Raw genomic sequence first — 18900 nt, 5'->3', positions numbered from 1 at the left:
TGCCCGCGACGAAACCGGCAAATCCTGCGACCATCAATCGGGCGCGATGTTCAGTATTTTGCGAAGATTGTCTTTGTAATGTTCGCTGACGGGAATTTCGGTGGTGCCGATCAGCACGAAATCGCGCTTGACAGCAGTGATTTTCTGAGCGGCGACGAGGTAGGACTTGTGGGTACGGACAAATGCAGGTTCGGGAAGCTTTTCTTCCAATGCTTTGAATGTCATGCGGGTAATGACCGGCTTGGCGGCGGAAGAAAGCCATATTTTGATATAATCCTTTAACCCTTCTACCCACGCCACATCGGCGGCCACTATTTTTACCAGTGAGTATTCGACATTCACAAAGAAATCAGGCAGGTTAGCGGGCGCTATTGTAGCAGGTGTTTTGTGTTTCAGTTCAAACAGTTCGTGTGCACGGTTACAGGCTTTCAGAAAACGCTCCATGCTCACGGGTTTGAGCAGGTAGTCGACGACATTCAGTTCGAAACCTTCCAATGCATATTTATCATAAGCCGTCACCAGGATTACGAGCGGCGGATCAGGGAGGGTTTTTAAAAACTGTAAACCACTGAGGCGGGGCATTTGAATATCCAGGAAAAGCAGGTCAATGGGCTCATTTTGCAATATTTCTACGGCCTCCATTGCATTGCGTGCGGTTTTCGCGAGCGTCAGGTAGGGAACCTGGCGGATATTGTCGACGAGGAGGTCGAGCACGAGCTTTTCATCATCCACAGCGAGGCATCGCATCATCGTAAATTCAGGTTGAGGGTAATGGTGAAGATGCTGTTGCGGTCGTCGATAGCGAAGGTGTGCTTATCGGGATAAATGAGTTTCAGCCGGGTGCGTACATTTTCGAGACCGATGCCGGAATTGTCGTCGTTGGACACCTCGGGATCGGCATCGTACGGGTTGACGACCGTTAGCGTCAGAAGCCCGTCGATGGCTTTGAGACGGATGAGAACGTAAGGTTCGTCGAGCCGGGATGCACCATGTTTGAATGCATTTTCCACAAACGGGATCATGATCATCGGCTCCACCGGCAAGCTACCGGCATCCGCGTTCATTTGAACGTCCAATTCAATGCGCATTCCATCCGAAAAGCGCAGTTTTTGCAATTCAATATAGCTTTTGAGATAATCCGTTTCCTGCTGCAGAGTCACCTGCTTCGCCTGCGTGTCGTACGTCATGTAACGCATGAGATCAGCCAGGCGAAGGAGTGCGTCTTCGAGCTGGTCGGATCGTTGTCTTGCAAGTGCTACCATGTTGGTCAGTACATTGAAAAGGAAATGTGGGTTGACCTGCGATCGCAGCAGTTTCAATTCAGCCGCCACCTGCTGTGCCTCGTATTCTTTTCGTGCCCGTTCTTTTTGAATACCCTCGCTAACCCGCCGGTAAACAAGGCTTGCCGCGAACACCAGCACCGACGGGCCAAATATCAACCCCGCTGCGCTTCTCAGGACCACTTCCGGGAAAAAGTGTGCCACGATCTGGTATTTAAGCGCAAAGGAAACCATGATTACGGCTATCGCGCAGGGTATATACAACCACCAGCGCCAGCCGCGGGCCAGTTTTGGATAGAGGTAAAATGCATTGAAATAGAAAATCCCGGCGTGGATCAACCCTGCCAGCACGAAAAACGCAGCAGGTAACCCGCCGATCTTGTATCCTTCATCGGCGGAAGATATGAGGTATGGCAGCAGCAGGATGGTCACCCATATGCCGACGTGGATGGCAATCTCCCGTTTTTGCTGCGTTTTTAAGGATGTCATGTGAAGTGTAAAAAGTCAAATTTAGAGGAATCGCCTGCTAATCAAAAGAAACGGGCAGCGATATAAAAAAATCAGGCGGAGAGAAACTCCCCGCCTGATACAGTTAATCTAAACAACACTTTAATAACGCATTGGTGTCGTAACTATCGGTTGATAAGCACTTTCCGGTTGACTACCTCACCGTTTTTGTGCGTAATCGTCAGAATGTACATGCCTACCGGCAGGCTCTTCACATCGATGGTCTTCGAAACGGTCTTACCCGATTTGTAAACCAAAAGACCTGTCAGACTATGCATTTCCACTGCCTTAACCTGGCTCCAATCCGTGCTCCTGAGGTTCAGAACGTCGGAAACCGGGTTTGGATAAGACTCGGAGTTCAGCGCCGGCAGATCGTAGCCAACCTTGATGATCTTACTGTAAGCGAATGTTTTATCGGTATCGATCATTTTAAGGCGGTAGAAGTTATCGCCCGACGCAGGTTTTTTGTCAACGAATGTGTAGTTCACCGCTGAATAGCTCTCACCCTGTGATTTTTGCGTACCGATCGTTGCCCAGTTCTTGCCGTCGGCGCTGCGCTGGATATCGAAGCGATCGCTGTGCGTTTCTTCGGCGGTGTTCCATCTCAATGCAATGGTATTCTCCACTTTCGCACCGCTGAAATCAATCAGTGTTACAGGAAGCGAGCAGTCTTTGTAAGCTGTGAGCGTGTCTGAACAGCCGTTCAGGGTAGCAACAATGGTCGCCGTTTCCTTACTCGGAACATTGATAACCGTGTTGCCGCTGACAGTTCCTTTGTCTGTCGTGATCACCGCACCCGCGGTAGCCGTGAAGAAGACCGTATAAGTCTGAGGAGTAGCCGCGAACTGGCATTGATACTCAGCGCCGCTCAACGCAATGGTCGGTTTCGCATTTACATTCACCGTAGCCGTTTGTCCGGAGATCGGCGTCGTTGCACCGCCCGCGCCGGCCACGTTAGTCAAGCTGTAAACAAATGACCCGGTCGAACTTGTCGGCACGTCTACCGTTGCTGTTGTGTTCACGCCAGTGGTTGACACGGTCAGATCGCCGCCGCCATTGATTTTGTAGGTAAATGTAAACGGCGCGATACCATTTACAGCCGTAAAGGTAATCTTAGACGATACTTCGTTCTGGCAAGCAGTGGTGCTGCCGGAAATCGTAGCTGTGAGATTGTTCGATACCGTTACAGTAGCAGTTTGAGCCGAAGGTGGCGTCAGCGTACAGTTCTGTGCGTCTGTCACAGTCACCAGTTCGTAGGTGAATGTGCCCACGGCAGCTGTCGATTGGCTTACAGTTGCGCTGGTTTGCACGCCTGTTGTGCTCACAGTCTGGTTCGTTCCGTTATTGATCTTGTACGTGAATGTGTAAGGCAAAGTACCGCCGGTAGCGCTGAACGTAACGTTTGGCGCCGGCGCACCCTGATTCACAGCAGTAGTTCCAGCAATGCTCGAACCGGTGATCTGGTTCACGGTCAGTACCGCCGCATTGGAAGTGCTATTGTTACAAGGATTTGAAATGATACAACGGTATTCCGCGAGGTTATCTGCCACCTGTAAGTTAGCCAGCGTAAGCGTCGCATCATGCGCAGTAGGGTTTGAAACGGTTGAAATGTTCGCGAATGAGCCGCCGAATGGTTTTTTCTGCCATTGATAAGTCGCGCCTGCCTGGGAAGTCGCTACCGTGAACGTCGTACCGGAACCCGCGCAGATGGTCTGTGCGTCCGGCTGGTCGGTCACCGGAGGCGCCGGGGTAGGGGTTACCGTTACAGTGAACGAACAGGTTGGAGCTGTTCCGATGCCATTCGAGGCCGTTACAAGCACAGTGGTATTACCCGCCGGGAATGCGTACGGGAAGGTGATCGGGTTGCCACCTACGGTGTAAGTAATGGTAGGTGCCGGACATCCGTCTGCGGTTGCCGTAAATGTCTGTGTTGACGTACAAGTTCCTGCGTCAGGCGAGAAAGTCTGGTTGCCTGGGCAGAAAGTGATTACCGGCGTTGAAGTTACCGTCGTAGTGGTCGGTTCGTTACTTCCGCCAGTGGCAGGATCATCGGTGAGGACATTGGCAAAATTGCTTCCTGATACGGTACCCTGTGTAGAAAGCAGACAAACCGAAGCCGGGATATTGTTGTTGATCGTAACCCGGAACTTGATGGTCGTGCTCTTGCCGCTTGGAATGGTAAAGCCACTACCGGTACCATTTACGGTTACCGTCTCGCCAGCCTGGACCGCTTCTGTTCTGGCGGGGCTCGGAGCGGCAGTTTCGGTTGCTTTGCTAACGACCGGCTCGGTAACCGGTTGTGCAGCAGGAGTTGCGATAGCTACCTCCGGTTCCGCAGCAGGCGCAGCGACTGGCTCAGCCAATGCCGTTTGGGTCGATGCCTTATCGGCTTCTTCCTTCTCACCCAGCACTTCCACTACGCCTTCGCGGAACGTAAGCGCTCCTGGCTGCGCACAGGTTTGATTGAATGTAAATGTTCCCGCTCCACTTTGAATGGCACGGCCTGTCGGCGTATTACCACCGTTATCCCATACGTTTACGATGGAAGATCCGGTACCTTCCGAGCGGAAGGTAGAAGAGGTATTGCCCGCCCTGGCACGATACGCAAAGTTGGTAGGCGACGACATGTTGATGGTGTTGCCACTCACCTTGGAACAAATGATGGCATTGTTGAGGGCAACCAGCGGATCAAGAGCGGCTGCATTAACATCTATACCATAGTATGCGATGGCTGACACCAACTGAACATTATTGTTGACAAGCGAAAAGTTGCTCGTCGAACCGCCCGTGACCGTAGCACCTGTGCTGATACCATGCACGTTCTGTACGTTTTTGACGGTGTTACCCTGGATGAGAACCGTGGCTTTGGCCGTGTTGCTGCCCGCTGTGATACCTTCCACCGTGGCGACAATGCCGGATACCGAATTGGACAGCAAGGGGTTGTCAGTCGTGTTATTCAGAATGGTTCCTTCAATGGTAGCATTCCCCGAGCCAAAAGAGTTGATCCCGATACCGCTGTTATGTTTTACATTGTTGCTTTCAATGTTGAACTTCGCCGTGCTATTGTTAAGTGCCGAAACATCGATCCCCCGGCCTACACCGCTGCCCGGGTCGACTGTTGAGTTTTTGATTTCGACGGTCATCAATGAATTGTCATTGGCTTGCGCTTCAAAACCGGCTGCCCGGCAGTTCAGGAATTTTGAGTTGTTCTGCACCTTCACTTTTACATTGGAAGTGCCGTAGCCGAACACCTGAAGACCTGTGGCTCCGTCGGCATCCTGGAAAGTGGAGTTATCGACGGTCAGCAATGTCATGTTGGTGCTGAAATTTGCGAAATAAGCAGCACGGCCTCCCGGATCAGTGAAGGTTGAATTCGTGATCGTGTTCGTACCACCTGTGTTTACGGCAAAAAGACATCCTTCAAACGAGTTGCCCGCAGTGCCCGACGAACCAACCGCACCATTGGTAAAGTTGAAATTGCTGGTACCCCGCAGGTTGATACCTTCCTGTGCCACCGTTCCGCTGATGATAATGCGGTCCATCGTCAGGCCGTTGGTATTCAGTGCATGTACAGCGGCATTGGCATTTCCATTAGCCATGTCGGTTGGTGTGCCGGATGGTGTCGTGCCATCTGTCGTGTTGGCATTGGTCAGGTTGATGTTTTTTAGGGTGATGTTGGTCGTATTCAGCAATTCGATGCCACGCTGGGCGATATTCTGGATCGTTCCTCCACTTCCCAGGGTAGTTCCGCTACCCGTTACCTGGAACGAGCCACTAGTACCGGAAATGATCATCCCTTTATTACCCCCGTTTGCGTTTACGGCTGTCAGGGTAACGGCAAGGGTAATCCCGCCGGAAATGTCGAGCGCCGGTATATTGGTGCTGTTGTTCGCTGTCAGCGTTCCGGACGTGATGGTGAGGTTACCGCTAACGCTTGAAAGCTTGATCGGACTGACCGTGCCGCTGGAAACGGTGGACGATACCTGGCCGAAAGTAGCCGCCAGCGCTTTATTGGAAATATTCAGCGCGGGACCGGTGCCGGTCAGGTCGATCTGGCTTGCCGTGAACGTACCGGAAGCGGTGCTCTGGAATTTGGCACCGGAGCTGTTTCCGATGTTAAGCCCCTGAACTGTGGCCGCTCCTAACAAGCTGAATACATTGCCGCTTGAGTTCGTCAATGCAGGACGGGTGCCGTTGACGGCCGGGAGCAGGTTGCTGCCGCTTGGTGCAGAAAGGCCGGTAAGGGTGAGCAGCGTCGAACCGGCAGTGCCCGCGCCTTGTCCGAACACGGTCTGATTATTGCGGACGTTAATACCGCCGTCGTAGTTTCCACTATAAATGAATATGAAATGTCCGTCTTTCGCATTATTGCCGGTTCCATTGTTGATCGCCTGGAAGCCGTTCAGGCTGTTAAATGGTTTCGCCAACGTTCCGGTACCGCCTGCTGCGGCATCGTCATTGATGAACCAGATCATATTGCTGACCGTGATGCTTACCGTGGCCTGGGAAGTCATCCCGGAGCCATTCTGAATATCATAGGTGAATGTATCGGTACCGGTATAACCTGCCGCCGGCTCGTAGGTGAACGCCCCGGTTGCGGCTGTAACGGTGGCGGTACCACCGCCGGTACTGGTAATGGTCGTGGAGCCGCTCAGGCTAAGGGCTGTGCCACCGGGGCTCACGTCGTTAGCGAAAAGGCCCGAGCCTGCGTCGATATTAATCCCTACGTTCCCGATCGTCGAATAACTGTCGTTTACGGCAATGGGGCTTGCTACCACCGATCCGGCGACCAGCGTGGTGTTGATGTCGATCGTTTCCGTAAATGTGGTCCCGTTGGCAGGATCAGGCCCGCCGTTGGCGATCACCACCGTGTATTCCAGCACACCGCCCGCGGTAGCCCCGCCGCTGATGACGGCATCGGAATTGGTAGCGGTAATGCTGGGTGCGAGAAATGCCTTGGCACCCGCTTTTTTCCGTGCGCGTGCAAACGGCACTTTTTCTTGTGATTTTTTGTCGGACTTGGTTTCCGGTTTCGCCACCCATTCCTGGGAAACTGGCTTGTCTCCAGAAAGCTTGCTGGCCATTTCGGCCCCCGACGCCAGCAGGGCAATGCCTGCCAGGTAGAAGTAGAAAGTTTTCATGGTTTCAGTTTGAAGAATAATTTTGAGTCATAGGATTGAAAGTTGAGATGGTCCGGAAAGTCCGGTTAAGAAAAAACAGCTTCGTAGCGCGTGCCCAGCGGGTCCTGGGCTATGGGAACTAAAAAAATGTCGAGGTATTTCCCGTCCGGATGAACGACCCTGAAAATGCCCTGTGGAATGACCCTGCGATCCCCATTGGTCTGAAACTCGACTGAAAATGAACTCCTTTCAAGGGGAGTATAGCCGTTCAGCTCGTTAACAGTCGTAATGGTAGCCGGCAGGGAAAAATTTTCTGCGAAATGGATGACCACCGGTTCGCCGGTTAGCGCTTTAAATTCTGCTGCCGTTATCTGGCTTAAATCGTATGTTTCCATTCCATTAAATGATAAACTCCATTGGTTTCACTGATTTTTTTAAATCCAAGGCGGGTATACAGGTTCTTGGCCGGATTAAAGGCTTCTACATGGATCGTGAGCGGCCTTTCCAGGTCTGCCGCCCTGTTCATGAGATCTTTAAAAATAGCCTGGCCGAATCCCCGGTTCCGGTAGTCGGGCAGGATGCTGATGTCAATAATCCGCATACCCTTGCCTTGGAAATTTTCGTGGAGATAAAGCCTCCCGATGGTTTTGTTTTCAAATTCAATCACCCAGAAATAGGCACCGGTATAATTTTTCTGATAGTATTCGTGCTGCGCTTCGAACTGGCTGGTCAGGAATTCTTTCTTCATGAGGTCAGTCCAGAACGGAACCCTCTCCATTTCTGCTTCCCTTGTACTGGCATAGACTTCCCTCAAAAAAGGAGTGTCTTTGGGCGTAATAGGCCTGAGTGCAAGAGTGGTATTGGTAAGCTTCATTTTTTACGATAAATCAGAAAAATATAAACAATGCCTATCAGCGCCATGCTAAGGGCGCTGCGGGAAAATGCCTTGTAATGCGATACAGAAGTTCACTGTAAGATACGGCATCATATTATTATGCGGAAGCGTGGCCCCGGCGATCGATGTTGCCTGGAAATGCATCTGCGCATTGGGTGATCCCGTGCCGTAAATACTCCCTTGGGTCGAAAATGCGAGCGCAGCGTTGGGGCTTGGCGTTTTGAGTTCGCCCGCTTCCGGTGCTGCGTTCATGACGTGGGTATGGAATGGGATTTCGCTTGTGAGCAATGTCACATTTTCTACCCCCGATTGCTCTCCAAGGTCATGGAGCGAAAGTCCGGGCCCCTGCCCGGGCTGCATGGGTGAATTGCCCTGCATATCGGGCAATGCGAATGTGGATTTGCCATCGCCGCCATAGGTCGTTCCCAACAGTGAAAACAGGGCCGTGTTTTGCGAAATAGGCATGAGCTGTCCGTTACAAAATGCCCAGCCGGTGGGAGGGAAGTTGAAAGGGAATATTCTTATCTCTGCTACGAATTGATCTGCCATTGGATGGATAGGTTTTGAGGTTCTACAATTGCCGGTCGCCGGAAACTAGGTTTGCGACGGGAATACTCCGAACAGGGAAATGATGAAGTTGACACACAAATACGGCTGGAAGTTCGTATGCGGCTGGCTTCCACCGACCGGCGCGATCGCCTGTGACGCCATCGGCTGGGCAGGCGTGCTGATAATGAAAGAGTTTACCGTGGTGGACGTCCCTAGAACGGCGTTCTTGGGACTGGCTACATCGGCACCGCCGGTATTGGCCATGAAGGCGTGCGTATGCTGAGGAATCTGCTGTGTCGTAAGCGTTACCTCTTCGGTTCCGGCACTTTCCCCGATCTGGTAGGTGGTACCGCTCGCGCCCGTACCCATGTGAACGGGCAGGCGCCCCTGCATATCCGGTATGCGGAAAGTTTCCTCTCCATCGCCGCCGTATGTTGTTCCTATTAATTGGAAAAGGACTTCGTTTTCAGATATCGGGAGTGTTTGCCCTTCGCAGAACAACCACCCGTTGGGCGCGAAGTTGCCTGCAAATAGTCTGATCTCTCCTACGTAAGGTTGTCCCATATACTTTTGAGGTTTTGTGTTTTGAGTTGGATGACTGGAAATAGCTGCCTGACGTTAGTTTTGGCTTGGGAAAATCCCTTGCAGCGCAATGCAAAAATTGATCACCAGAAAGGGCTGCATGTTGTTGTGTGGCTGGCTGCCGCCCACGTTTGAAAGCGTGGCCGGATTGATCGATGTAAGCGCATTTGGGACTGTCGAATAAATGGTATTCGGCAAACTGTTGGCCAGAAACCCGCCCGTCGGGTCACTAGAATTCGAAGGGCCCGAGTCGATGGCGTTCACAACGTGGTTGTGAGCGGGCATTTCGTTCATCGATACCGTGTGCGCCTCCTGTCCCCCGCTTTCCCCGAGGTTGTGCCCGTTTCCGAAGTGAATAGGTACCCTGCCGCGAAAATTCGGCAATGCAAAGGTGGTTCGCCCGTCACCCCCGTAAGTAGTACCAAGCAACGCGAACAATGCCTGGTTTTGATTGATAGGGAGGAACTGCCCATTGGTAAGCGCCCAACCTTTCGGCGCGAAATTGAAACTTACCATCCGGATTTCAGATAGAAATGGTTCAGCCATAAAATGAAATGGGTTAATTGATGGATAATGTAAAATATTGACATTGTCCTGCCGGCTAACGGCAGTATCGATGAAGTGTAGTCGAAATGAGTGTTGATGAGCAGTATGGAACGGGTAAGTATCTGTCCTGATTAAGAGGATACCCGTAAAACAGCAATGACAACAGCGGGGGATGTAGAAGTTCTTTTCATAAGGAGGTTCGTTTGGCTTAGGTTATGTAAAAATAGTACTTCAATATTAGTGATATATCGCCATTTCGATGAAATAAATTACTAAACGGTCATAATTATTCTACGTATAATCTTATAAAAATCTAATAACTATTTAGATCAATTTATTGATTATGAATTGATTGAAATTACTGACCGGTAGAAAAAAAATTTTATCCGGCTTGCTTCACATCAATGGATTTCGATAAACGCAAGAGACTCATTTTTTTGTTAGAATATTCAGGCACTGAATGTTAAGAATCAGGTCGCCGCTGCTTTATGAATGGATCATACTTAAATAACCCGGTATTTCAATGAAATCAAGCAGGTTCCTGATGCTGGCAATTTTCTGCTGTTCGCTCGCGGGTGTACGCGCACAGCACTATACGATAAGCGAAAACAAACGGTTTTTACTCAAAGAAGGGAAGCCTTTCTTCTGGCTTGGCGACACCGCCTGGGAGCTCTTTCACCGCCTCGACCGGTCCGACGCCGATTACTACCTCCAAAAGCGCGCTGAACAGGGTTTTACCGTCATCCAGGCAGTAGCGCTGGCCGAGTTCGATGGCCTGGGCGAGCCTAATCCGTATGGCGAAAAACCCTTGCTCAACAACGACCCCACGCAGCCGAATGAGAACTACTTTAAGCATGTGGATTACATTATCGACAAAGCGGCAGCATATGGATTGACGATTGCTTTCCTGCCGACCTGGGGCGACAAGGTTTTTAAAAATACCTGGGGCAAGGGGCCGGAAATTTTCAACGAAAGCAACGCAAAAGCCTACGGTAAATGGCTCGGCAACCGCTATAAGACCAAACAGAACATGATATGGGTCCTGGGCGGTGACCGCCAGCCCCGCAAAGACAGCCGCGACGTGGAAATCTGGCGGGCAATGGCCGCAGGGATCGCGGAGGGCGTGGGAGGGCACGACAAGGCCTTGATGACCTACCACCCGCAGCCGAACAAGGAAGGGTCCAGCGAGTGGTTCCACGACGACGAGTGGTTTGACTTCAATATGTTTCAGACAGGCCATTGCCGCGATTCGCCGGTATATGACAACATCCAGCGCTCGTACAACCGCGCGCTCGTGAAGCCGGTTATCGATGCGGAGCCTATTTACGAAGATCACCCGGTTTGTTTTAATGCAAAAGAGAACGGTACATCCAGCGCGTACGACGTGCGCAAATCGGCCTACCTCGATTTGTTCGCGGGCGCGCTCGGGCATACGTATGGCTGCCACGACATCTGGCAAATGTATTCGCCTAACCGCGAGGCAGTGAACGGCCCACATATTTTCTGGCAGCAGGCCCTCGACCTGCCTGGCGCTCTGGAAATGAAATATGTACGAAAACTGATGGAATCCCGCCCGATTACCGACCGCATTCCCGACCAGTCCATTGTGATTGAAGGCGCATTGGCCGCGCCCGAGCGCGTACAGGCGACACGGGGTAAGGATTACCTTTTTGTATATACGGCATCCGGCAAACCTTTTTCCGTCAACCCCGGCAAAATATCCGGCACGAGCCTGGAAGCTTTCTGGTATGACCCGCGCAGCGGCAAGGTACGGGACGCAGGAAAGTTCGATAATCAGACGGTCAACAAGTTCATTCCGCCTACATCCGGCTACGGGCACGACTGGGTGCTTGTGATCGACGATGCGGCAAAGGGTTACAAGAAGCCCTGACGGCATTTGACATGATTGTGTATGATCGGATTGGAGTAATTACGGGTAAAGTTTTACTTAATAAAGAAATTCGATCATTCACAGCATTCATTTTGTACACCGGCCGACCGATGGAGCAGGACCTCGAACGTTGGAAGAAATTCAAAAACGGCGACGCCGCCGTTTTTGAAGACATGGTCCGGGGCGAGTTCCGCGCGCTGTTCGAGTATGGCTCGCGTTTCATCCATGACCGCGATACGCTCAACGACTGCATCCACGACCTTTTCGCTTCGCTCTGGGACCGTCGCCGTTTCCTGGCCGACACCGACAAAATCCGGCCCTATCTCCTAAAAAGCCTTCGCAACCGGCTGCTCAAAGAGATCGAGCGGACGCATGCGCTTACGCCATTTGAAAGCTGGCATGAAGGCCGCGATGCGGAGGAGGATATCGAAAGCCGGCTGATCTCGACCGAGACCGACGAGCGCCGCAAGCGGCAAATCGGAACGGTACTGCATTCGCTGACGCCCCGCCAGCGTGAAATCATCCACCTCAAATTTTTTGAAAGCCTTTCCCACGAGCAGATCGCCGAGGTACTCGACATTTCCCGACCTGCCGTAGCGAACCTGCTTTCGCAAGCATTGCGGCTCTTCCGTGATAAATGGCATACCATTCTGCCTTCCCTGTTTGTGATTTTATTGTATTGATTTACAATTGGTTGAAGAATTATCGAAAGATTTTCAGCTTTTTTCGATGATGATTTCAGCATTTCCTGATTATCCTCCCTGTAAACACACCAAATGGTGTTTTGTTATGAAATATTATAAAGATTACGATCTGGAAGACTTCCTGCAAGACGACAGTTTCCGACGGTGGGTAGCGGGTGAAGCCGACGCGACGGAAGGGCTTTGGGAAGAGATCGTACGCCTCTATCCCGATAAAAAAGTGATTATGCAGCAAGCCCGGGAACTGATCGTTACCTGGCGGGAACACGCGGCCATTGTGACCGACCAGCAGCTCGAAGACCAGGTGCAGCGGATCCTGCATACGACGCAAGCGGGAGTGGAAGAGCCGGTGCAACATTTGATGTGGCGCAAATGGCTGTCCGTAGCCGCGATGGTAACGCTGGTTGTGGGCCTGGGCGTTGCTTTTTGGTGGAAAACGCAGCAAACGGGGAATGGCACTGGCCGCCGGGTGGCGTATGCGCCGGAGTCGTCGAATGCATTGCAGGAGGTGGTCAATACCACGGGCAAGGCCATGCGTGTCGGATTACCGGACGGCAGCAAGGTGAGCCTCGCGCCGGCGGGCAGGATCAGCTACGCGGCGGATTTTATCCATGACAAAAAGCGGGAGGTATTCCTTTCCGGAGAGGCATTTTTCGATGTGACAAAAGACCCGCAGAACCCGTTTTTTGTATATGCCAATGGATTGGTAACCCGCGTGCTGGGTACGAGCTTCCTGGTCAAAGCCACCGATACGAATGTGGAAGTGCTGGTAAGGAGCGGAAGGGTGTCGGTGTTGCCTTTGAAAGAAATCGAAAATCCGACCGACCGCAGTACCGAACTACTCCTGACGCCCAACCAACAGGCGATATTTTCGGTGAAAGACAATGTCGTTTCCAAGTCCATTACCAATATGCCGCTCGAACTCATCAAGCCCGACCCGGAAGCCGGTTTTGTATTTGAAAACCAGCCGGTCAGCAAAGTATTCTCTGCATTGGAAAAAGTGTACGGCATTCCGATCGTGTACGACGCGACCGTGATGGAGAAATGTTCGCTCCGCGTGGAATTGAGCAATGAGCCTTTTTTTACCAAGCTCGACATCATTACCCAAACCCTTGGAGCCGCTTACCGCGTCAGCGATGGCCAGGTGGTCATTTCGAGCGAAGGTTGCAGATAACATTCCATTTACCTACCTATTCATCCTAAACCCTTAACATATGATTAAACACCGATTGTAGAAAGCAAAAAGCCGGGAACGGGTCCAGCGTTTCCGGCTTTGAAAATTCCCCTGATTTTAAGCGAAACTTAAATCTCCCAAAACGGGAGAGAGGAAGGTCTTTGTCGTTTGTGAACACCCAAAAACCATCGTAAAAGTATGAAAAAAAATAGTTTACCATTTAAATATTTGGTAGCTGCGATGAAAGTTACATGCATACCATTTCTGGTGTCCCTCTTCTTTCAGAGCCTGGCCCTCGCCAACGACGGCGTAGCCCAGGAAATCCTGAACCGGGAGGTCACGCTTCAAGCCAGGCAGCAGGACCTGAAACAGGTGCTGACGACCCTTGAAAAGAATGCCAAAGTCAAGTTTTCATACATTCCGTCCCTGATCTCGAACCAGAAAGTGACCGTCGAAGCTTCCAATCAGAAGCTCAGCAAAGTGTTGAAGGAGTTGTTGGGCCCATTGCAGATCCATTACTCGGTGTCGGGTAACTATATTATCCTGATCCGCAAAGCCGACGAGTCGTTTTCCGACTCTCCGAAGCTGCTCGAACCCGTGCCGCTGCCGTACCTCCACCAGGTGGATATAGGCATAAAAGGCAAGGTGACGGGCTCCGATAACAAGGAAGCGCTCCCCGGCGTGAGCGTGGTTGTGAAAGGCACACAGCAGGGCGCCATTACCGGTGGCGACGGCAGTTTCGAACTCGTCGTGCCCGACGATAAGGCCGTGCTGGTGTTCAGTTTTGTCGGTTATGTGTCGCAGGAAATTCCGGTGATAAACCGCTCAGTGATCAATGTCGCGCTCGATCCGGACATTAAGGCGCTCAGCGAAGTGGTCGTGACGGGTTACACCACACAGTCGCGCAGGGATATTACCGGCTCGGTGAGCGTGATCGATGCCGAAAAGCTGCTTTCCGTGCCGGCTACCAACCTCGCACAACAGTTGCAGGGGCGCGCCGCGGGCGTAACCGTGGGCACGGATAATACGCCGGGCGGAGGCGTGGCCGTACGTGTACGCGGGTATGGGACCCTCGGGAACAACGACCCGCTTTACATTATCGACGGGGTGCCGACGAAAGGGAACCTCAACACGATCAATCAGAACGACATCGAGTCGATACAGATACTCAAAGATGCGTCTTCTGCCTCCATTTACGGTTCGCGTGCTGCGAATGGTGTCGTGATCATCACCACCAAAAGAGGCAAAACCGGTGTGCCGAAGCTGACATTCGACGCCTATTTCGGGGTGCAGAAGCTGGCCAAAACCATGGATTTGCTTAATACCCAGGAGTACGGCGAGTATCTCTGGCAGAGCAAGAAGAACGCCAATGTAGTGAATCCAAAGACAGGTAATCCAGAGCATTCGCAATATGGCAACGGCCCGACGCCGGTGATCCCGGATTACATCATTCCCGATGGCACCGCAGAAGGCGACCCGCGGGTAAATCCGGCCAATTACAGTTACGACCGCTATACCGACCCGCAGTTCGGTAAAACCAAATTCTCCATTACCAAAGCCAACAAGCAGGGTACCGACTGGATGCGTGAGGTTTTCGACGACGCGCCCATTCAGAACTACCAGCTCGGAGTGTCGGGCGGATCGGAGGTGAGCCGCTATTCGTTTTCGGCCAACTATTTCAACCAGACTGGTATTTTGCTTTACAATGGCTACAAACGCTATTCGGTACGGGCCAACACGGAGTTTACCATTAAAAAGAAGCTGCGGATAGGGGAGAATTTGCAGGTAGCCTACGGAAGGCGCCAGGGCAACTACGGCAACAACAGCGAAACGAGCCAGGTTTCGAACACCTATCGCGCGCAGCCGATCATTCCGGTGTATGATATTGGCGGTAATTTCGCGGGTACGCTGGGTAGTAACCTGGGTAATGCGAACAACCCCGTTGGACAGCTCGTGCGTAATAAGGATAACGGCTACAAAGACCTGCGGCTGTTTGGTAATGCCTATGCGGAGTTTGATATTTTAAAAAATCTCACGGCTAAAACCAGTTTCGGACTTGACCTGACCGCCTCCGCCGGCAAGTACTACACGCCGGTTGAGATCGAGCTCGCGCACGGAACCAACGTGAACAGCCTGAGTGAGAACCGGGGTTATGGTTATTCCTGGACCTGGACCAATACCCTCACGTATGACAAGACATTCGGAGAGGCACACCATTTGAATGCATTTGTGGGCCTGGAATCCATCGATTCCTTTGGCGATTTCGTAAATGCTTACCGTCAGGGCTTCTTTTCCAACAATATCGATTTGCGGTACATTGATGCCGGTAATCCTGCTACGGCTACCAACAGCGGTTATGCGTCTTCGTCCTGGTCGTTGTTCTCGTATTTCGGGCGGGTGGATTATGCATTCGATGATAAATACCTGCTCCAAGCCACCTTGCGCCGCGATGCGTCCTCGCGCTTTCAGGCAGCGTCGCGCTACGCCACATTTCCGGCTGCGAGTGTAGGCTGGCGCATTTCGAAGGAGGGCTTTATGTCGGGTGTCGATTTTGTGAGTGATTTGAAGATCCGCGCAGGCTGGGGGCAAACGGGCAATCAGGAAATCGGGGATTTTAATGCTTATTCAACCTACCAGAGCAATCCGAACAGCAGTGGGTACGGACTCGGCAGCAGCCCAATCGGCTATATGCAAGGTTTTGATCTCGGTCGCTTTGGTAATCCGAATGCTAAATGGGAGACTACGACGACAGTCAATGTAGGGGTAGACGCTAATTTCTTCAAAGGCAAATTGGATCTGAGCCTCGACGTTTTCGACCGGCAGACGAAGAATTTGTTGTATACCAAAGCGTACGATCCGCGCCTCGGCGACGCCGCCATTCCTGCTCAGAACATTGCTTCCATGCAAAACCGGGGCGTAGACCTCGCCCTGAACTACCAGGATCATGCATTGGACGGACAGCTGACGTATAGCATTGGCGTCAATTTCTCGACTTACCGCAACAAAATCATCGCGCTCGACCCCCAAAATGCCGACGACTTCCTGCCCGGTTTCTCACTTCGTACCCCAGCTGTAACACGCTCCATTGCCGGCCGGCCGATCTCTTCATTTTACGGCTACATCATCGATGGTATCATGCAGAATGAGGAAGAAGTACAAAATCACGCCAAATTTCCTGGTTACTACGATTCCAACATTTATATCGATGGCCAGCGGACGCAAGGCGTTGGCAAGTTCAAATACCGCGATGTGAACGGCGATGGCATTATTAACGCGCAGGATCAAACCTACATCGGCAACCCGCACCCGGATTTTACCTACGGCCTCAATGTGAATGTGGGCTACAAGGGTTTCGATCTCGCCATTTTCGCCCAGGGCGTGCAGGGGAATGATATTTTCAACCATGTGCGCTATTGGACCGACTTTGAGGTTTTTCAGGGAAACCGTTCCAAAAGAATGCTTTACGATTCGTGGCGGCCCGGTAACCCTAATGCCAAATTACCGATTCTGGACGCGAACGATGCCCAGAGCGGTGAGCCGTCGACCTATTTCGTAGAGAACGGTTCTTACCTGCGATTCAAGAATATCCAGCTCGGTTACACCTTGCCGAAATCGGTTTTGTCCAAAATCGGCGCCGATCATCTGAGGGTTTATGTACAGGGACAAAACCTGCTCACTTTCACGAAATACACCGGTCTGGATCCCGAAATCAACCTCCGCAATTTCAACAGCGGCTCCGATCGCCAGATCGGCGTGGACGAAGGGGTTTATCCCACACCCAAAGCATTCATCGTAGGTATCAGTCTCGGCTTTTAAAATCATTACCATGAAAAAGATATTCATACCGGTACTCCTGCTGTTCGCTACCTCATGCGGCGACGATTTTCTCGAAAAGCGGCCCCAGGGGCAATACAGTCCTGATATTATCCTTACCACCGCGGGCATTGAGGGCGCGCTCGTGGGTGCATACGCATTACTTGATGGCATCGGCACCAGCGGCGTTACTTCGTGGCACGGCGCAGTTTCGAACTGGATTTTCGGCAGCGTCGTTTCCGACGACGCCTACAAAGGCTCCGACGCCGGTGACCAGCCCGAACAAACGTTCCTCGAACGCTACGTATGGCTTTCGACCAACACCCACATTTACGGGAAATGGCGCACGCTGTATGACGGCATCGCACGTACGAACGACGTTTTGAGATCGCTGCCCAAGGTACAGGGCCTTTCGGAGCAGCGGAAGACGCAGATTATGGCCGAAGCCCGGTTCCTGCGGGGGCATTACCACTTCGAAGCCAAAAAAATGTGGGGGAATATTTCCTATCTCGATGAGCAGACGTGGGATCCGGAAAATCCGGAAAGCGTGTTGCTGCCTAACACCGAGGACGTATGGCCGAAGATCGAAGCCGATTTCAAGTTTGCGGCGGAGACCTTGCCGGTGACGCAAACCGACCCCGGCAGGCCGACCAAAAATGCGGCATACGCTTACCTGGGTAAATGCCATATGTTTCAGGGTTTCCCAAAAGGACAGCCGAATGCACAGCACCTGACGGCGGCGAAGGAAGCATTGCTGCAAGTGGTCAACAGTGGAAAGTACAAGCTGATGGATCGTTTTCATGACAATTTCGCAGCTGAGACCCGGAATAATGCCGAATCGGTTTTTGAGGTACAATATACTGTTACGGCCGCCGACGGCTCGGGAGGGAATGCAGGCGACGAGCTTACCTATATGTACCCGAATGGTCCGGGTGGATGCTGCGGCTTTTTTCAGGCATCCCAGAACCTGGTGAATGCTTACAAAACCGACGAAAAGGGTTTACCGATGATCGGGACATTCAATGACGAGAATGTCAAGAATGATGAAGGACTGCTTTCTTCGGCGCCGTTTGAGCCGTATACCGGTCGTCTCGATTCACGCCTGGACTGGACGCTTGGTCGTCGGGGCATTCCTTATATCGATTGGGGTGTGCATCCGGGCCGGTTCTGGATCCGTGATCAGTCTTATGCGGGACCTTATTCCTCCAAAAAGCAGATTGTAAGCAAAGGCGAGTCCGGCAAAACAGGCAACCCGCGGCTCAGTACTAACAATTACCGCCTGATCCGCTATGATCACGTGCTCCTCTGGCTGGCCGAATGCGAAGTGGAGCTGGGTAATCTTGAAAAAGCCCGCGAATATGTCAACCTGATCCGTAAACGCGCCGCGAATCCGGACGGTTTCGTGAAAACTGATGCCGGGAAGGCCGCGGCGAACTACATGGTAGGCCTTTACAATGATCCGTGGAAAGACGCCGCTTCCGCACGCGATGCCGTCCGGTTCGAAACAAGGCTGGAATTCGCGATGGAGGGGCATCGTTTCTTCGATCTCGTGCGATGGGGAGTGGCCGTGCAGGTATTGAATACTTACCTCGAAAAGGAAAAAAATCTCCGCACCTATCTCAGCGGCGCCAAATTCGAGGAGAAGCACCAGTACTATCCGATCCCTCAACAGGCCATTGTTTACAGCACTAAAAATGGCAAAGCTACATTGATACAAAATCCTGGCTATTAGTATGATAGAATCCCTGGGGCTGACTAAAAAGGCCCGAGTCAATTTGGCTGTAAATAGGCTTTTTGGATTTTTGAGACTGATAGAAGCCTGGTTAAATTAACAAGGGGTCA

At 51.9% G+C, this 18900-nt stretch carries 13 protein-coding genes; 5 read left to right on the top strand and 8 right to left on the bottom strand.

Going from position 1 to position 18900, the window contains the following annotated elements:
- Nucleotides 1-33 precede the first annotated feature (33 nt).
- The 8 genes from CLV60_RS28325 to CLV60_RS28290 all read right to left on the bottom strand — a co-directional run bounded on the left by CLV60_RS28325 (nucleotide 34) and on the right by CLV60_RS28290 (nucleotide 9479).
- The gene (locus CLV60_RS28325; protein ID WP_106598778.1) at nucleotides 34-750 is read right to left on the bottom strand and encodes a LytR/AlgR family response regulator transcription factor; all 717 of its coding nucleotides are present in this window, start codon (nucleotides 748-750) and stop codon (nucleotides 34-36) included.
- Complete coding sequence (locus CLV60_RS28320; RefSeq protein WP_106598777.1) at nucleotides 747-1769, bottom strand: sensor histidine kinase; 1023 nt, start codon at nucleotides 1767-1769, stop codon at nucleotides 747-749. The genes CLV60_RS28325 and CLV60_RS28320 overlap by 4 nt, the downstream gene beginning before the upstream one ends.
- A 143-nt stretch (nucleotides 1770-1912) precedes the next feature.
- Nucleotides 1913-6928, bottom strand: coding sequence for a cadherin-like domain-containing protein (locus CLV60_RS28315; protein ID WP_106598776.1), 5016 nt, complete (start codon nucleotides 6926-6928; stop codon nucleotides 1913-1915).
- A 65-nt stretch (nucleotides 6929-6993) separates the two neighbouring features.
- A complete protein-coding gene (locus tag CLV60_RS28310; RefSeq protein ID WP_106598775.1) occupies nucleotides 6994-7302 on the bottom strand; it encodes a DUF6916 family protein in 309 nt (102 codons plus the stop codon).
- Nucleotides 7284-7781 (bottom strand): GNAT family N-acetyltransferase, encoded by a 498-nt coding sequence (locus CLV60_RS28305; RefSeq protein ID WP_106598774.1) that lies wholly within the window; start codon nucleotides 7779-7781, stop codon nucleotides 7284-7286. Before CLV60_RS28305 ends, CLV60_RS28310 begins: the two co-directional genes overlap by 19 nt.
- Before the next feature lie 48 nt (nucleotides 7782-7829).
- The gene (locus CLV60_RS28300) at nucleotides 7830-8351 is read right to left on the bottom strand and encodes a phage tail protein (RefSeq protein WP_106598773.1); all 522 of its coding nucleotides are present in this window, start codon (nucleotides 8349-8351) and stop codon (nucleotides 7830-7832) included.
- 45 nt (nucleotides 8352-8396) lie between these two features.
- Nucleotides 8397-8915: a phage tail protein gene (locus CLV60_RS28295; protein ID WP_106598772.1), complete on the bottom strand. Its 519-nt coding sequence runs from the start codon at nucleotides 8913-8915 to the stop codon at nucleotides 8397-8399.
- Between the two features lie 54 nt (nucleotides 8916-8969).
- Nucleotides 8970-9479, bottom strand: a complete 510-nt coding sequence (locus CLV60_RS28290; RefSeq protein WP_106598771.1) for a phage tail protein — start codon at nucleotides 9477-9479, stop codon at nucleotides 8970-8972.
- A 544-nt stretch (nucleotides 9480-10023) separates the two neighbouring features.
- Here CLV60_RS28290 and CLV60_RS28285 point away from each other — a divergent pair.
- The 5 genes from CLV60_RS28285 to CLV60_RS28265 all read left to right on the top strand — a co-directional run bounded on the left by CLV60_RS28285 (nucleotide 10024) and on the right by CLV60_RS28265 (nucleotide 18790).
- Complete coding sequence (locus CLV60_RS28285) at nucleotides 10024-11370, top strand: glycoside hydrolase family 140 protein (protein ID WP_229211180.1); 1347 nt, start codon at nucleotides 10024-10026, stop codon at nucleotides 11368-11370.
- Nucleotides 11371-11480: 110 nt separating this feature from the next.
- A complete protein-coding gene (locus CLV60_RS28280) occupies nucleotides 11481-12053 on the top strand; it encodes an RNA polymerase sigma factor (protein WP_170118888.1) in 573 nt (190 codons plus the stop codon).
- A 106-nt stretch (nucleotides 12054-12159) separates the two neighbouring features.
- Nucleotides 12160-13245, top strand: a complete 1086-nt coding sequence (locus CLV60_RS28275) for a FecR family protein (protein ID WP_170118887.1) — start codon at nucleotides 12160-12162, stop codon at nucleotides 13243-13245.
- Between the two features lie 240 nt (nucleotides 13246-13485).
- Nucleotides 13486-17061 (top strand): TonB-dependent receptor, encoded by a 3576-nt coding sequence (locus tag CLV60_RS28270; RefSeq protein ID WP_229211167.1) that lies wholly within the window; start codon nucleotides 13486-13488, stop codon nucleotides 17059-17061.
- A gap of 10 nt (nucleotides 17062-17071) precedes the next feature.
- Nucleotides 17072-18790 carry a RagB/SusD family nutrient uptake outer membrane protein gene (locus tag CLV60_RS28265; protein WP_106598766.1) on the top strand — a complete coding sequence of 573 codons (1719 nt, stop codon included), beginning with the start codon at nucleotides 17072-17074 and terminating at the stop codon, nucleotides 18788-18790.
- The last annotated feature ends 110 nt before the right edge of the window (nucleotides 18791-18900 follow it).

The organism is Dyadobacter jiangsuensis (assembly GCF_003014695.1).
Lineage (GTDB): Bacteria > Bacteroidota > Bacteroidia > Cytophagales > Spirosomataceae > Dyadobacter > Dyadobacter jiangsuensis.
Note: the sequence above shows the minus strand (reverse complement) of the source record. Positions and strands in the feature narration are given on the sequence as shown.

Coding starts and splice junctions, on each gene's coding strand:
- CLV60_RS28300 (WP_106598773.1), bottom strand. CDS start 8,351: ATGGCAGATCAATTCGTAGCAGAGATAAGAATATTCCCTTTCAACTTC.
- CLV60_RS28290 (WP_106598771.1), bottom strand. CDS start 9,479: ATGGCTGAACCATTTCTATCTGAAATCCGGATGGTAAGTTTCAATTTC.
- CLV60_RS28305 (WP_106598774.1), bottom strand. CDS start 7,781: ATGAAGCTTACCAATACCACTCTTGCACTCAGGCCTATTACGCCCAAA.
- CLV60_RS28325 (WP_106598778.1), bottom strand. CDS start 750: ATGATGCGATGCCTCGCTGTGGATGATGAAAAGCTCGTGCTCGACCTC.
- CLV60_RS28275 (WP_170118887.1), top strand. CDS start 12,160: ATGAAATATTATAAAGATTACGATCTGGAAGACTTCCTGCAAGACGAC.
- CLV60_RS28285 (WP_229211180.1), top strand. CDS start 10,024: ATGCTGGCAATTTTCTGCTGTTCGCTCGCGGGTGTACGCGCACAGCAC.
- CLV60_RS28265 (WP_106598766.1), top strand. CDS start 17,072: ATGAAAAAGATATTCATACCGGTACTCCTGCTGTTCGCTACCTCATGC.
- CLV60_RS28270 (WP_229211167.1), top strand. CDS start 13,486: ATGAAAGTTACATGCATACCATTTCTGGTGTCCCTCTTCTTTCAGAGC.
- CLV60_RS28310 (WP_106598775.1), bottom strand. CDS start 7,302: ATGGAAACATACGATTTAAGCCAGATAACGGCAGCAGAATTTAAAGCG.
- CLV60_RS28320 (WP_106598777.1), bottom strand. CDS start 1,769: ATGACATCCTTAAAAACGCAGCAAAAACGGGAGATTGCCATCCACGTC.
- CLV60_RS28280 (WP_170118888.1), top strand. CDS start 11,481: ATGGAGCAGGACCTCGAACGTTGGAAGAAATTCAAAAACGGCGACGCC.
- CLV60_RS28315 (WP_106598776.1), bottom strand. CDS start 6,928: ATGAAAACTTTCTACTTCTACCTGGCAGGCATTGCCCTGCTGGCGTCG.
- CLV60_RS28295 (WP_106598772.1), bottom strand. CDS start 8,915: ATGGGACAACCTTACGTAGGAGAGATCAGACTATTTGCAGGCAACTTC.